General features: G+C 38.4%; 13 protein-coding genes and 1 pseudogene. 3 read left to right on the top strand and 11 right to left on the bottom strand.

Annotated features, from left to right (window positions below):
- Positions 1 to 183 precede the first annotated feature (183 nt).
- Positions 184 to 2,217 carry an excinuclease ABC subunit UvrB gene (uvrB, locus tag A3EO_RS0108930; protein WP_039152730.1) on the bottom strand — a complete coding sequence of 678 codons (2,034 nt, stop codon included), beginning with the start codon at positions 2,215 to 2,217 and terminating at the stop codon, positions 184 to 186.
- 176 nt (positions 2,218 to 2,393) lie between these two features.
- On the opposite strand from uvrB, the gene A3EO_RS0108925 reads away from it, so the two are divergent.
- Positions 2,394 to 3,407 (top strand): YeiH family protein, encoded by a 1,014-nt coding sequence (locus tag A3EO_RS0108925; protein ID WP_018346875.1) that lies wholly within the window; start codon positions 2,394 to 2,396, stop codon positions 3,405 to 3,407.
- Positions 3,408 to 3,747: 340 nt separating this feature from the next.
- Here the strand turns inward: A3EO_RS0108925 and treR are convergent, their stop codons facing one another.
- From treR to rsuA, 3 genes are read right to left on the bottom strand one after another with little or no spacing between them, the layout of a single operon-like run.
- On the bottom strand, positions 3,748 to 4,698 hold the full coding sequence (gene treR / locus A3EO_RS0108920; protein WP_018346874.1) for a trehalose operon repressor TreR: 951 nt from the start codon (positions 4,696 to 4,698) through the stop codon (positions 3,748 to 3,750).
- Complete coding sequence (locus tag A3EO_RS0108915; RefSeq protein WP_013745414.1) at positions 4,695 to 5,891, bottom strand: Bcr/CflA family multidrug efflux MFS transporter; 1,197 nt, start codon at positions 5,889 to 5,891, stop codon at positions 4,695 to 4,697. Before A3EO_RS0108915 ends, treR begins: the two co-directional genes overlap by 4 nt.
- 28 nt (positions 5,892 to 5,919) lie before the next feature.
- Positions 5,920 to 6,624, bottom strand: coding sequence for a 16S rRNA pseudouridine(516) synthase RsuA (rsuA, locus tag A3EO_RS0108910; RefSeq protein WP_018346873.1), 705 nt, complete (start codon positions 6,622 to 6,624; stop codon positions 5,920 to 5,922).
- A 467-nt stretch (positions 6,625 to 7,091) separates the two neighbouring features.
- On the opposite strand from rsuA, the gene A3EO_RS0108905 reads away from it, so the two are divergent.
- On the top strand, positions 7,092 to 9,362 hold the full coding sequence (locus A3EO_RS0108905) for an NADP-dependent malic enzyme (protein ID WP_018346872.1): 2,271 nt from the start codon (positions 7,092 to 7,094) through the stop codon (positions 9,360 to 9,362).
- Between the two features lie 62 nt (positions 9,363 to 9,424).
- Here A3EO_RS0108905 and A3EO_RS12870 read toward each other — a convergent pair whose 3' ends face one another.
- The 7 genes from A3EO_RS12870 to A3EO_RS0108870 form a co-directional block, all read right to left on the bottom strand.
- Positions 9,425 to 9,784 (bottom strand): hypothetical protein, encoded by a 360-nt coding sequence (locus A3EO_RS12870; protein ID WP_018346871.1) that lies wholly within the window; start codon positions 9,782 to 9,784, stop codon positions 9,425 to 9,427.
- Between the two features lie 200 nt (positions 9,785 to 9,984).
- Positions 9,985 to 11,190 carry a 3-hydroxybenzoate 6-monooxygenase gene (locus A3EO_RS0108895; protein WP_018346870.1) on the bottom strand — a complete coding sequence of 402 codons (1,206 nt, stop codon included), beginning with the start codon at positions 11,188 to 11,190 and terminating at the stop codon, positions 9,985 to 9,987.
- A gap of 24 nt (positions 11,191 to 11,214) precedes the next feature.
- Positions 11,215 to 12,492 (bottom strand): TRAP transporter large permease, encoded by a 1,278-nt coding sequence (locus A3EO_RS0108890; RefSeq protein ID WP_018346869.1) that lies wholly within the window; start codon positions 12,490 to 12,492, stop codon positions 11,215 to 11,217.
- A gap of 4 nt (positions 12,493 to 12,496) precedes the next feature.
- Entirely contained in the window at positions 12,497 to 12,997 is a 501-nt protein-coding gene (locus tag A3EO_RS12865; RefSeq protein WP_018346868.1) for a TRAP transporter small permease, read from the bottom strand.
- A gap of 16 nt (positions 12,998 to 13,013) precedes the next feature.
- The gene (locus A3EO_RS0108880) at positions 13,014 to 13,982 is read right to left on the bottom strand and encodes a TRAP transporter substrate-binding protein (RefSeq protein ID WP_018346867.1); all 969 of its coding nucleotides are present in this window, start codon (positions 13,980 to 13,982) and stop codon (positions 13,014 to 13,016) included.
- 105 nt (positions 13,983 to 14,087) lie between these two features.
- Positions 14,088 to 14,783 (bottom strand): fumarylacetoacetate hydrolase family protein, encoded by a 696-nt coding sequence (locus tag A3EO_RS0108875; protein ID WP_018346866.1) that lies wholly within the window; start codon positions 14,781 to 14,783, stop codon positions 14,088 to 14,090.
- Positions 14,784 to 14,801: 18 nt separating this feature from the next.
- Positions 14,802 to 15,830, bottom strand: a complete 1,029-nt coding sequence (locus A3EO_RS0108870; protein ID WP_018346865.1) for a cupin domain-containing protein — start codon at positions 15,828 to 15,830, stop codon at positions 14,802 to 14,804.
- Positions 15,831 to 15,900: 70 nt separating this feature from the next.
- Here A3EO_RS0108870 and A3EO_RS13370 point away from each other — a divergent pair.
- Positions 15,901 to 16,005 (top strand): annotated as a pseudogene (locus A3EO_RS13370) (IS1595 family transposase); the annotation flags it as partial.

Genomic DNA, 16,005 nt, shown 5'->3' with positions numbered 1-16,005 from the left:
TAAATGTACGACAGGTTAAAGAAAGGTTTTCCTCGTGTTGAAAGTAGAAATCTACCACTTGTTGTTTAAATGTTTGGTTATATTTAGTCATAAAAAATCTGCACCTTTGTCTGTTGGATAATAAGTCCAACTTTTGGGGTGCAGATCAGAAAACTTACGGGCTTTCTGTTTATTAGTGCCTCATTAATCACCTTGCAGCTTCATAAAACGATCTCGTAATGCGTGCAGCTGATCTCTTGCTTGTGCAGCTTTTTCAAATTCCAAATCCTGAGCAAATTTATACATCTGTTGTTCAAGATGTTTGATCTGTTTTTGTAGATCTTTGGCATTATCAAGCATTTCATAAGTTGCTGCCGGTTCAGCGGCTTTCGGTAAACGTTGTTTTTTCGCTTTTTGATTGGTACTTTGACCAATATCCAAAATTTCACCGATTTTTTTATTCAGTGCTTTCGGCACGATACCGTGTTGTTCATTATAAGCCTGCTGTTTTTGACGGCGGCGCTCGGTTTCATCAATGGCTTTTTGCATTGATGGCGTGATGCGATCGGCATACAGAATGGCTTTACCGTTTAAGTTACGCGCTGCACGACCGATTGTCTGAATCAACGAGCGTTCAGAACGTAAAAAGCCTTCTTTATCTGCATCCAAAATCGCAACCAAAGAAACTTCCGGAATATCTAAACCTTCTCGTAACAAGTTAATTCCGACTAAAACATCAAATTCACCGGCGCGAAGATCGCGGATAATTTCAACCCGTTCAACTGTATCAATATCTGAATGCAAATAGCGAACCAATACGCCGTGTTCTGCCAGATAATCGGTTAAGTCTTCCGCCATTTTTTTCGTCAAAGTGGTAACGAGAACGCGTTCATTTTTTTCAACGCGTAAGCGGATTTCAGAAAGTAAATCATCAACTTGCGTGCCTACCGGACGAACTTCAATTTCGGGATCAAGCAAACCGGTCGGACGGACAACCTGATCAATAATTTCATCCCCCGATTTTTCCAATTCATAAGGTCCGGGCGTTGCAGAAACATAGATAGTTTGTGGTGCAAGGCGTTCAAATTCTTCAAAACGTAACGGACGGTTATCCAACGCTGAAGGTAGACGAAAACCGTATTCAACCAAAGTCTCTTTTCTTGAGCGGTCACCGCGATACATACCGCCGATTTGCGGAACGGTAACGTGTGATTCATCAATAATTAATAAACCGTCATTTGGAATGTAATCGAACAGTGTCGGTGGCGGCTCACCCTCTTTACGACCGGAAAGATAACGTGAGTAGTTTTCTATTCCGGAGCAGTATCCCAATTCATTCATCATTTCGATATCGAATTGTGTTCGTTGAGTAATGCGTTGTTCTTCAAGCAATTTATTCTCTTTGATGAAATATTCTCTGCGTTGAGCCAGTTCCTGTTTGATCTGTTCAATAGCCTCTAAAATGCGCTCTCTCGGCGTAACATAGTGCGTTTTCGGGTAAACGGTATAACGCGGTACAGCACCGAAAGAACGATTGGTTAACGGATCGAATAAACTTAAGCGTTCGATTTCTTCATCAAAAAGTTCGACGCGCAAAGCCACATCATCCGATTCCGCCGGAAAGATATCGATAACTTCACCGTGAACGCGGAATGTACCGCGCTGAAAGGCGTGATCATTGCGCGTATATTGCAAAGCGGCAAGATGAGAGAGGATTTCGCGTTGATCAATAATGGCACCGGTTTGTAGATGCAACATCATTTTGAGATAAGAATCAGGATCACCCAAGCCGTAAATCGCGGAAACAGAAGTAACGACAATGGTATCCCGTCTTTCTAAAAAAGATTTAGTTGCGGAGAGGCGCATCTGTTCAATTTGATCATTAATCGAAGCATCTTTCTCAATAAAGGTGTCGCTTGCCGGGACATAAGCCTCCGGTTGATAGTAATCATAGTAGGAAACGAAATATTCAACCGCATTTTCCGGAAAGAAGGCTTTCATTTCGGCATAAAGTTGGGCAGCCAATGTTTTGTTTGGCGCGAAAATCATTGCCGGACGATTTAATTGCGCAATGACGTTGGCAATAGTAAATGTCTTACCGGAACCGGTTACACCAAGTAGCGTTTGATGGGCTAAACCATCATTTAAGTTTTCTACCAATTTAGCGATGGCAGTCGGTTGATCGCCGGAAGGTCTGAAGTCTGAATGTAGAATAAATGGCTTATTGTTCTTTTTCATAATCAATTTAGTCACAAAAATTTAATGCAAATTTTAACATACATCACGACTGAGCTAAATTAATACGTAATAATCACATTTTTTTCAAGGAAATAGATCCTTTTTGTGAAATTGCCTGTTAAAATAACGCCCCCTTAATTAGTGTCATTATTACAATCTTCATTTGGATTCATAATATGAAAATTATGTCTTTAATTCCCGGGTTATTGCTTTCCGGAGCAGTGACCGCCGTAGCATTTACGCTTAATTATTTTGGTATCGGCAGTTCAATCGGTATTAGTGCATTAACGTTTGCTATCCTGATTGGAATGTTGGTTGGAAATACGATTTACCCTAAGATTGCCCAAGTGTCGCACGAAGGCGTTAATTTTTCTAAAGGTATTTTACTAAGAACGGGCATTATTCTGTATGGTTTTCGTATCACCTTTCAACAGATCGGTTCTGTTGGGATTAATGCCATTGTTACAGACGCCATTATGCTGATTTCCACTTTCTTTATCACTTGTTGGTTAGGGCGGAAATGGCTAAAAATTGATAAAGAGATCACCTATTTATGTGCAACCGGTGCCAGTATTTGTGGGGCAGCGGCGGTGATGGCGGCAGAACCTGTCGTCAAAGCGCAATCGCATAAAGTGTCGGTAGCGATTGCCACAGTGGTGATTTTCGGAACGTTGGCAATGTTTGCGTACCCGATGTTATATCCGTTGTTAAGCCACTATATCAGTGAATATCAATTCGGAATTTATATCGGTTCGACTGTGCACGAAGTGGCGCAGGTTTATGCGGCAGGGCAGAATATCAGTACTCAAGTGGCTGACAGTGCGGTGATTACTAAAATGATTCGTGTAATGATGTTGGCGCCATTCTTGCTAGCATTGTCATTCTCATTAAGCCGTAATCAAGCATCAGGTGAAGCAAGAAAAATCAATATTCCGTGGTTTGCGGTTTGGTTTATTTTGGTTGCCATTTTGAATTCATTCCCGATTATTCCGGCAGTGATTACACATTGGTTGGTTGAATTGGATACGTTATTTCTGATGATGGCAATGTCGGCATTAGGATTAACAACGCACATTGATGCGATTAAAAAAGCCGGTGCAAAACCGCTTATTTTAGGTTTAATTGTGTTTTTCTGGTTATGTATCGGTGGCTTTGTGATCAACCTTGCCAGTGAAAGTATTTTTAATTAAGTTGAGTTTTGGTGAATAAGAATGGAGCGGCAAGCTCCATTTTTTTGGCTTTTTTTCTAAGGATACAAAGAGAAAACGTATAAAAAATAATAAGTTTTGCACAGACTTATTTTTGTCAAGTTTTTTTTGTTTTATTTTTTTGCTAAAAAATATAATCTTTGCTGGATTTTTATTAACTTATTGATTTATAAGAAAATGTTATTTTGCAATCAATTTTGTTTTCAGCAACTAAAACCCCTTATAAACTAAGGATTAAGCGTTTTTTTCTAAAAGTATTCCACAAAGTTATCCACAGGTTGTGTGGATAGAAAAATGATGCAATTCAAACGGGAAAAAGTGACTAATTTTCCAATAAATGGCAAGGCAAACAGATGGATTTTATCTCTTGACCGCCATCCAACAAATAAAGAAGTTGAGAAACCGCTTTTTCACCCGCTTGCTGAAAGCCTAAATCAATCATTAACGTTTGCGGAAATAGGAAGCTCAATAGTGGATTATTGCCGACGCTGGCAACATAAATATGTGTCAGTTGCTGTTGTTGTAAATATTTGATTGCACCTAACGCCAGATTATTGGTAGCGCAGACTAAGGCACTATATTGACTAAAATCGATCTGTTGTGCCAGTTGGTAGCCGCTTTCAAAATTGAGATCTCCCTGCAAAGCAAGCATTGGCAGTTGATGTTGGCGGCAGAATGATAAATAAGCGTGATGACGCAGAAATCCGGTGGTGGTGTCATTGTCATCAACACCGATATAGGCAATAGCTTGGTGACTTTTTTGCAATAATGTTTGCATTAATTGCTGCACCGCACTGTGATCATCATAATAAATGGAGGTGAGTCCCGGATGATTACGGGCGATAACCACTAACTTTTGTTTCCAGCTGCTGAGATCGAGTTGTTCAATACTGGAAAAGCTGAATAGGATAACGCCATCAACGGCTTTTTGTCGAAAAAGCGTTAAATGATCCTGCACCAATTTTTCATCAAAACGACTTTCAACGATGATAGGCTCACAATGTGCGGCATAAAGTAACGGCAGCATTGCGGATAACACCTGATTTTCTGCGCTTGAAGTAAGGCGAGAAACAATAATGCCGATGACTCTATTACCTTGTCCACGCATGGCGCGTGCAGAATTGGATGGCAGAAAACCCTGTTCAGCAATAATTTTTTCCACTTTTGCTCGGGTTTTATCACTGACTTTCGGATCTTGATTCAATACACGTGAAACGGTGGATTTTCCTACACCGCTCAAACGTGCAATATCTTTGATAGTGAGTCTTGTCATTTCTGTAAGTTTCGATAGGTTAATAGCCAATAACCAAGAACTGCAATAGTAATACAGACAATCATTGTTGCCAACATTGGAATGGCGCTGGTGACAGGCACTAAAGCAAGTATGGAGCCAATGACCGCACCGCCACCGAAACGGAGTGTACCCAATACAGAATTTGCGGTGCCGGCGATACGCCCGAAATGTTCCAAAATTAAAGCGGCTGCATTGGCACCGATGGTCGAGTTCATTCCAATAAACCAAGCAATACCAAGTGCCATAGGCCAAAAGCCAAGATCGAAAACGGCGACAATCAATAACCAGAGACCGGCGGCGGCTTGCATTGCTAAACCGAATTGTAACATTCTTTCTGCCCCGACTTTGCCGACAATTTTACCGTTAAGCACAGTGAACGCTGCCATAATTGCGATATTCAGCATAAAGAAATAACCAAAGTTTTCGACTTTCACGCCATAAATATCGATATAGACAAGCGAACCTGAGGTTAAAAAGGCAAATAAACCACCAAATGAGAAAGTGGAAACGATCAAATAACCCAATACTTCTTTGTGTTTTAATACGCTCCAAAATTGGCGGAGAACATTTTGTAGAGAAAAATGTTGCCGTTTTTCTGCCTGTAAAGTTTCAGGAATACGCCACCAAAATAGCAGCCCACTGATGACACCGACAACTACCAACAGATAGAAAATAGAGTGCCAATGGAAATATTGCACTAAATAACCTCCTAAAATAGGGGCAAGTAACGGCGCGATCATTAACACTAAAGTGATCAATGACATCATTTTAGAGAAGTCATTTTTACTGAACAGATCTCGTAACAATGCGCCTAACACCACAACCGGCGCAGCACCGAAAAAGCCTTGAATGAGGCGCAAGCCGATAAAATGGTGAATATTGTTGATTTGAGTGAGCCCGAATGCAGCAATGGTGGTAATAATCAAACCAAATAAAATAACAGGTTTACGCCCGATACTGTCTGCAATCGGCCCCCAAACTAACTGACCGACACCCATTCCTAAAGTGAACATTGTCAATGTGTATTGCACTTGACTGGAAGGAACATTTAAATCACGCGAAATATTAAGAAATGCCGGCAGATACATATCAATACCCAATGGCGGCATCATTGATAACAAACCTAAAATTAAAACAAATGCGAAATTAATTCTGACTTTTTTACTTCTCACATAGACCTCTTTTTATTTATTCTATTTTTTATTTCAAGAAAGATTGAACCTCCGCGTCGGTCAATGCACGATATTGACCCTCTTCTAATTGCGGATCCAAAATAATTTGACCGATTCGCCAACGATGTAAGGCGATCACTTTATTTCCAAGCGCGGCGAACATCCGTTTTACCTGATGGTATTTACCCTCAACGATGGTTAAATTCAAATTGTAATCATCGATTATTTCAATTTGTGCCGGCTTAGTTGGTTGTTTTTCTCCTTTTAAAAGAATGCCTTGTGCACATTGCTCAAGGTAAAAATCTTCAACGGGATCTGCCAAAGTGACCAAATAAGTTTTTTCACAATGGTATTTTGGTGAGGTAATGCGGTGTGACCATTGTCCGTCATCTGTGAGCAACACCAAACCGGTGGTATCAACATCTAAGCGTCCGGCAGTATGCAAACGGCTGGAAAGTGGATAATCAAAAAATTGATAAACAGTAGGATATTCACCATCATCGTGAGAACAGACATAACCTTCCGGTTTATATAATAAAAAATATTGATTGCCGCTTACCCATTCCAAGGTTTCGCCGTCAAACTCTACCACATCCTCAGGCGAAACTTTTAATGCGCCATCTTTTACAAGTTGTTGATTTACTTTAACTAAATTTTGACGCAAAGCTTTTGTGGCCTGCGAACGGGATAAACCGGTATATTCTGAGAGAAATTTATCTAAACGCTGTTTCATTGATTGACCTTATCGATTGAAATTAAACCTTTAATAGGAATAGAATGAACCGGAAACGGTTATTTTAAATATGACTTTGTGATTTTATTTTTTAGTTTGGTTGTAATGGATTTTGCAGGCAAAATCGCTCATTCATATACAAAGAAAGCGGTATTTTAACACTGTTTGTTAAAAATGTGGCATAGCTCACAGCATTCTTAACAAATAGATTTATAATAATAAATGGATTTTTTAGTGAGTGAGTTCTATTTTTAGGGTAACCAATAATAATCCAATCTCCGCTGTAATCTCCAAAGGCGGTCAACAATCAACAAAATAGATAAAGGTATAGCGATAGACTTTGATGTTCTATTAAAGCCTGTCATGATGACAGCACAGTGGATTGCCTCTCAGCTTCAAATTGCCATTCGCAGTAAGTAAAGCGGTAAATCTCTTGCGAAAGATAACATATTAAATAAGGACAGATTATGGACGAAAAATTGCGCCAGGCGGCATTAGACTTTCACCAATTTCCAATTCCGGGAAAAATTGAAGTAACCCCAACAAAATCATTAGCGACACAGCAGGATCTTGCATTAGCTTATTCACCCGGCGTTGCTGAACCTTGTTTAGAAATTGAGAAAGATCCGGCAAATGCCTATAAATATACCGCAAGAGGTAATTTGGTTGCCGTGATCTCCAACGGAACAGCCGTTTTGGGATTGGGCAATATTGGTGCGTTGGCAGGCAAACCGGTAATGGAAGGGAAAGGGGTGCTTTTCAAAAAATTTGCCGGCATTGACGTGTTTGATATTGAGGTTAATGAAACTGATCCGGATAAATTAATTGACATTATTGCCGCTTTAGAACCGACTTTCGGCGGTATTAATCTTGAAGATATCAAAGCGCCGGAATGTTTCTATATTGAGAAAAAATTACGTGAAAGAATGAAAATTCCGGTCTTCCACGATGATCAACACGGTACAGCCATTATTTGTGCTGCCGCAGTGCTTAACGGACTTCGGGTAGTCAATAAAGATATTAAACAGGTCAAAGTGGTGGCTTCCGGTGCCGGTGCATCAGCAATTGCTTGTTTGAACTTAATGGTTGCTTTAGGTATTGAACGCAAAAATATTACAATTTGTGACTCAAAAGGCGTGGTTTATAAAGGTCGCGGTGACCATATGGATGAAACCAAACAGGCTTATGCGATCGAAGATAATGGCGCGCGTACCTTAGCGGATGCGTTGCCAAATGCGGATATTTTCTTAGGCTGTTCAAAAGCGGGTGTATTAACACCGGAAATGTTGAAAACAATGGCACCTAATCCATTGATTTTAGCGTTAGCCAATCCGGTTCCGGAAATTCTCCCACCGGTTGCTAAAGCCGCGCGTGCAGATGCGATTATCTGTACCGGTCGTTCTGATTTCCCTAACCAAGTGAATAATGTTCTTTGTTTCCCATTTATTTTCCGTGGCGCATTGGATGTGCACGCCACTACCATCAATGAAGAGATGAAATTGGCAGCAGTTCGTGCGATTGCCGATTTAGCATTAGCAGAACAAAGCGATGTTGTTTCTTCCGCATATACAGAAAATGAAGTTTCTTTCGGCCCGGAATACTTAATTCCAAAACCGTTTGACCCTCGTTTGATTGTTAAAATCGCGCCGGCGGTTGCTAAAGCGGCAATGGATAGCGGCGTGGCACAAAAACCGATAGCAGACTTTGATGCTTATATTGAAGAGCTTACTCAATTTGTTTATAAAACAAACTTGTTTATGAAACCGGTATTTGCACAGGCTAAAAACAATAAAAAACGTGTTATTTTGGCTGACGGTGAAGAACCTAGAGTGCTGCACGCGGTGCAAGAAATCAGCAGTTCAGAAATTGCTTATCCAATTTTAATTGGTAGACCGGCGGTGATTGAACAAAGAATTAAACGTTTAGGCTTGAAAATTGTTGCCGGCAGAGATTTTGATATTGTTAATAATGAGCAGGATCACCGTTATACACAAGGCTGGCAAACTTATTATGACATTATGAAACGCAAAGGCGTGACACCGGCATTGGCGCGTCAACGTTTGATTTCCGATCGCACTGCGATCGCGGCAACGTTATTGCAACTTGGTGAAGCGGACGCAATGATCTGCGGATTGGTCGGCTCTTATCGTGAACATCTTCATACTTTGCGTGACGTGCTTGGTGTAGCAGACGGCGTACATACACTCGGCGCAGTAAGTAGTTTGGTATTGCCGACAGGTAACGTGTTTATTGCAGATACTTTCGTCAATGACAATCCGACAGCGGAAGAATTGGCAGAAATCACAATTATGGCAGCGGAAGAGGTGAAATCTTTCGGGATTGAACCGCAAGTGGCTTTATTATCTAATTCAAATTACGGTTCATCCAGCAGCCCGAATGCCGTTAAAATGCGTAAAGTGCTTGAATTGGTTCAACAACGCCGTCCGGATATTATTATTGATGGCGAAATGCACGGTGATATTGCCTTATCAGAGCAACTTCGCAAAGATATTATGCCGGATAGTCCGTTAAAAGGTGCTGCCAACTTGTTAATTATGCCAAGTATGGAATCAGCACGTATCAGTTATAATTTGCTACGCGCTACCACAACAGCAATTACAGTTGGTCCAATGTTGATGGGCTTGAAGAAATCCGCGCATATTCTTACTCCGGTTTCTTCAGTTCGCCGTATTATTAATATGGTGGCAGTTGCTGCAGTCCAAGCGCAAAAGAAATAAACGTATCAGTTAAATAACAAAAAGCGGAATTTTTAAAGAATTCCGCTTTTTTGTGAACTTTCTTAGTGTTTGCCTTTATGCACTACACCGGCTTTCGCATTTTTACCAAGCGCAACAGAGCCTTTTGGCGCCTCTTCAGCAACTTCTGCGTTATGTCCTAAAGCAATCGCATCTTCTGCTTGAGCTTTGGTATTGTCACCTATTGCAACGCTTTCTTTGCCTTTAGCTTGAGCTTCAGCTGTGCCGTTCTCTGCATTTACTTTTACATAGTCATTGCCAAGAGTAATTTGGTTTACACCGTTTTCTATTTCACCTTTTACGATGATGCCTGTACCGGCTTGCGCTTTAAAGTTTACTTGATCCGTACTTTTCACTGCATTGGCGAAAGTTGTATTGCCTTTTTGATCTTGAGTTGAAAGCACAAAGCCAAGATTTTTTGCATCACCGGCAGTAATTAATTTTCTTTTTTGAGTTTTTTTGCGTGTGGTTTTTGTAATTATGGTTATGTTTTTTATGTGTGAAAGAGAATAGATGACAAAGCTTTTGCTAAAAAGTGGCTTAAAGCTTTGTACTATAAGGCGTTAAGCCAATTTTTATCGATAATTTTGTCCTATGTGCCCGATTATCGTGAGTAGTATTTTGCAGCTTCTAAACAATTATCTTTATTCCATCCATAAAGCCATTCCACTGCTTTATAAAATTGTTCAGCAGATCTGCCACGCCATAAATCGTTGCGTATCATTCTTCTAATCCCATAAGCGTGATAAAGTTTTCCCATTTCTCTAGAAGAAAGAACTATTCTAGCTGTACGGGTGACTCGTGCTTTTTGGTAAGTATCAAATGCCAATTCAATATTATTTTGATGAAGTTTTAATGCTTCTCCCAATGTCACTGCATCCTCCATCGCCATACAGGCTCCTTGAGCCATATATTGGGTTGTAGGATGGGCAGCATCCCCTAGCAAGGTCACTTTCCCAAAAGTCCATTGGCTTATCGGTTCTCTATCCGCTGTAGCCCAACGTCGCCAAGACTTTGGCAGTTCTATAAGTTGTCTGGCTTTCGGACAGATACCTTGGAAGTAGCTTAATACTTCTTCTTTACTACCGTCTGTTACTCCCCATTGTTCTTGTTCACGACTATGAAATGTTACGACAACATTGTATTGTTCACCTCCACGTAATGGATAGTGAACTAAATGACAATTTGGTCCTGCCCAAAGACTGGCTGCATTCCAGCGTAAATTTTCTGGAAATTCATCTTTTGGCACAACTGCTCGATATACAACGTGACCAGTGACTAAAGCAGGATCACCGACATATTGATTTCGAACAACAGATTTAACACCATCTGCCCCTATAGCTGCTATACCTTCGTATTTATTTCCTTTTTGATCATAAACCTGCACATTATTTTCAGTTTGTTCTATTTTTTCGATATGACAATCTGTAATAATTTGTATATTACCGCCTTTTTTAGCCCCTTCTACTAAGCAATTATGTATATCGGCACGATGAATAACAGCATAAGGATTTCCGAAATATTTAAGGAAATTTTTATCGGTTGGAATACGTCCAATTTCATATTCATCGACAGCATCGTGCATTACCATATAATCTGTATAAACTGCAAGTTTTCTAGCAGCATCCCCTATGCCAAGTGCATCAAAAGCGTGGAAAGCATTCGGCCCAAGTTGAATACCAGCGCCAATTTCTCCAATGGTAGATGCTTGTTCTAGGACTTTGATCTGAAATCCTTGTTTACTTAATGCTAACGCAGCTGCAAAACCACCGATACCGCCACCAATAATTAAAATAGTTTGTTTGTTCATAGAAGTTCTCCTTAATAGAAAGTATTATTTTAAAAATAGGTTAGGTAACCAAAGGGATAATTCAGGAATAAATGCAATAATTAACATATTTATCAGCATTGCTAATAAGAAAGGAATAATTGCTCTGAATAAAGGGATTATTTGTAATTTAGCAATAGCCATAGTAATAAATAATCCAGGTCCTACAGGCGGAGTGACTAAACCAATGAGTGTTGCAAGGCTAATCATCACACCAAAATGAATAGGATCAATACCGAAAGTTTTTAATACTGGTAATAATAATGGAACAATGACAATCATAACGCTGATACTTTCAAGAAACATTCCTAAAATAATAACTAATAAATAGACAAGCATTAGAAAAACAATTTTAGAATCAGTTAATGATGTCATAAAAGTAACAATCTGATCGGGAATTCCTTCGAAAGTTAATGACCAACCGAATACAGATGCAACAGCAATTAACCCTGTAATAATAGCGGTACTTTTTGCAACTCTGATCAAAATTCCGGGAAGATCTGAAATCTTTAATTTATGGTAAATGAATGCACCAATAATAAATGAAAGAATAGATGCAACAGCACCAGCTTCTGTTGGGGTCATTACACCAGATAAAATAAGAATAATAATGGAGAGAGGAATACAACTTGGTAATAATCCAGCAATAAAATCTGCTTTAGGATTTTTATGAGTAGAATAACCACCATCTTTAGGTAATCCTGTAGTCCAACCAATAATGGTGATAACCAAAGCAAAAGATAAAATAATTAAAATACCTGGTAATGTTCCAGCTAAAAATAAGGCGGCAACGGGTTGATAGGCAATAACGCCATAAATAATCATTAACATAGATGGCGGAATAATAGGGCTTAATAAACCTCCGGCTACAGTGACTGCGGCTGCAAAATTTTTATCGTACCCTTTTTCAACCATAGTAGGGATCATTAATTTACTCATAATAGATATTTGTGCTGTTGCACTTCCTAAAATAGAAGCGGCCATTGCATTTGTTAGTAGGTTTACGTAAGCTAGTCCTCCTCGGAATCCTCCAACAAATAGATCAGCACAAGCAATAAGCTTCTGAGTTAATCCTCCTTTATTCATTAATTCTCCGACTAACATAAATAATGGAATAGCAAGTAAGCCACTTTGACTAAGTACTCCATCCATTTGAATAGTTATTGAAGTTAATAACAGCTGATTATCTGTTTCAACCATAAAGACAATAGCAGCCAAAAGTAATGAGATAAAAATTGGTACGCCAATGAATAGTGCAACAAGAAATGCGATAAGTGTTAGCATATAATTAATCCTCCTCTATTTGGTTTGCGGATTCTATAGTAGATAACATTTTGACAAATAAATGTAAGGTCATAAGATGAAAACAAGTAATCATAAATAAATAGTTATACCATTTTAAAAAACCTGTTGTGGGTGATATAGCAACTTGGTTTTCAGGTCTGATTATCCAATCATCGGCATACCAACAAATAATACTTAGAGTAATAAAACCAATTAGATAAATGGCTTTTTGAGTAAAAGACAGCATAGATTGAGGTAATAATAAAAGTAAAAAATCTACTTTTACCATTTCATTTTTATAAATAAGGTAACTTACTCCAATACAAGTAATTGCAGCCAGTAACTGTACAGCGACATCCTCTGCCCAGAATATAGGATTGGAAAAGAAATAACGTAAAATAACCTGAGCAAATAAAATAAATATCATAGCTAATATTAATAATATTATTATTTTTCGTTCTAATTTTGCTATAAAATTATCTAAAAAAATTAATATTTTTAACATATGTTCCTCCTAAATATTATTCGGCTTTTTTAAAGCGGTCATAAAATTTCTTCATTAATGGATCTGTTGAGGCATATTTTTCAGCTACTTTTTTACCAATGATATTTAATGGCCCATAATTAGGTGTTGAAATAGATACTCCAGCTTTTTTTAATATTTCAATATTATTTTTTTCTTGCTGTGTTTGCTGATTAAATCCCCAAGCTTCTGCTTCTTTAAATGCCTCCTTAATTTGTCTCTGTTCTTCCTGGTTTAATTTATCCCACCAAGGCTTTGATGCGACAATAACGCCTGGAAATGTCATATGATTGAATAATGTAATATAAGGTGCCTGTTGATACATTTTCATTCCTACTACGATATCTAAATCAGCATCTACACCGCTAATAAGGTTTGTCGTTAAAGCAGGAAGCATATCGCTGACACTTAATGCAGTCGGGGCAGCGTCTAATTCATTCCACCACGAATTAAATAATGGATTAGGATAAGAACGAATTTTCTGATTATGTAATACGGCTAAATTATTAATTGGCATTGTTGAAATTAAAATACGCATACCAACCATAGAATATCCTAAGCCAACAAGCTTTTGTTTTTCTAAATCTTTTAGTAATGCTTGCGCTTCGGGTGTTTTTGTTGCTTCAATGGATTCTTCCATATTTGAAAAAACATATGGTAGGAACCATGAGTTCATAGATGGAGAACGATTTGACAGACTCGCTCCGGTAAGTACAGCAAATTGAATGGCTCCGGATTGTAACAAATCCACCATTTGTTCATCGCCACCAAGTTTAGATAAAGGATAAATTTTTATATTAAATTTATTATTACTAATTTTCTGTAAGTTTTGGGCAAATCGTACAGCAGTTTTATGCCAAATATGACTAGGTGGTGTTACATGACCTAATTTTAATGTTTCAGCATAACTGAAGGACATTATAAAAAAGAGCGAGAATGTAGTTAATAATATGCGTTTAATTGACATATATTCCTCCTTCCTATTAAAAATAGGGATTGAAGATGATATTAAAATCCCACTTTATTTTTTGGAAATTTAATTAAAGTGGGATCGTTTTTAATTAAAAATAAATTATGCAATATTTAATTGGATACTACCTAAATTCTCAATATACCCCTCTAATTTATCCCCACTATGAACAGGACCTACTCCTTCTGGTGTTCCTGTGTAAATAAGATCTCCAGGCTGTAAATGATAAAATTGAGATAAATGAGCAATAATTTCTCTAACATTCCATATAAGTAGAGATAAAGAGGATTTTTGTACAATGTGATTATTTACTTTAAGTTCCAACACGCCATCAGTGATAATACCTGATTGAGAAACGGGGGTAATTTCCGATAACACGGCAGATTGTTCAAAATTTTTACCAAGATCCCAAGGTCTACCACTTTCTCTCGCTTTTAGCTGTAGATCTCGTCTTGTCATATCTAATCCGCAAGCATAACCAAAAATGATATTATCAGCCTCCGACGCTGGTACATTGAAACCCTCTTTCCCGATAGCAACGACAAATTCCATTTCGTGATGGTAATTATTTGTTTTAGGTGGATAATTTATGGTAGAGCCGCTTGGAATATAGGTTGAAGCGTCCTTTAAGAAATAAAATGGTTCTTGGGTATTCTTATCAACAACAACACCCATTTCCGATGCATGAGCAAGATAATTACGTCCAACGCAAAAAATTCTATTGATTGGAAATTTTTGATCTGTTCCTTTTATATCAGCCAAAATAGGTGCTTTTAGTGGGAATACTGTATTTAACATAGTGATTTCTCCTTTGAATTAGAAAATACGAAGATAGTTATGTAAAGGACTTTCATCGGCTGTGATAAAGAATGCATCATTTGAACTGGTGTTGGTTAATTGAACCTCAGCATATCCAGGAACGCAGAATGTATCTTTTTCTTGCCAATTAATATTGTTTCCTCCATCTACTTGGAATGATCCTTCTCCTTCAATTACGTGAAAAATTGCAGGTGTAGTTCGTTTAGGTAATGTGACAGATTGCCCAGCTTTGAGTAGTAATGCTCCAAAACCAATAGATGGAAATAGACTTTGTCCATTTTCAGGATTTACGTAACTTACTTGTAGCAAAGGAGCATCACTATGCTGTTTCATTTGAACTAAACATTCTTTAGTTTTATTCCAAGGGTAACGTAACATCGGTGCATTTTCTTTACTGCGGATAAATCCTGTATTTGGAACAATACCGCAAGCACTATATTCTGCGAAGGATTTATCTCTAGGAAGAATCTGTGTCTGCGGTGTTCCTTCAACACACCATGAACTATCTAATTTATAAATTAACGGTAAATCCAGAACATCAAGCCAAACAATCGGGCCATTGCCGTTATGATGATGTTCGTGCCAAGTACCGGATGGTGTAAGAATTAAATCACCTCTTTCCATCCGGCAAGGTTCTCCATTTATACTCGTATAAGCGCCTTCTCCCTCAACAATAATGCGAACAGCATTTGGTGTGTGGAGATGATTTGGTGCAGTTTCTCCTGGTAATATGAGTTGTAACCCAAGATAAATACTTGGGGTGGCTTGAGCATTTTCTAAACCGAACCCTGGATTGGCCAAAATTAATACTCTACGTTCTGCTTTCTCTATAGGAGTAAGTTCACCTGCTTGTAGCAATAGTGGGCGTATAGATTTATATGACCAAGACATAGGCTGAGTATGATTGTGCGGTTTTCCATGAGGTAAAAATGCACGCATACTTGGCCATAGTGGCAATAAATTTAGGTTGGTGAGGTTTTCACGATATTCGATTGGTAATTCATTTAATGTGCCTAAATTACTCATAACTATCTCCTTTTTAGTTTATTAAATTATTGGGGCTGAAGTAGATTAGCACTTATGCTAAGCTACAAAAATGAAGATAACCAATTGTAAACTAAAGAAATCTATACAAAGAAAACTGCTTGAATTTTTTGTATTAGAAGTAACAGCACGATCAGCAGCAGATTTGCTTGGCATT

The organism is Gallibacterium anatis DSM 16844 = F 149 (assembly GCF_000379785.1).
In the GTDB taxonomy this organism is placed as follows: Bacteria; Pseudomonadota; Gammaproteobacteria; order Enterobacterales; family Pasteurellaceae; genus Gallibacterium; species Gallibacterium anatis.
This window is presented reverse-complemented; position numbering and strand designations above follow the sequence as displayed.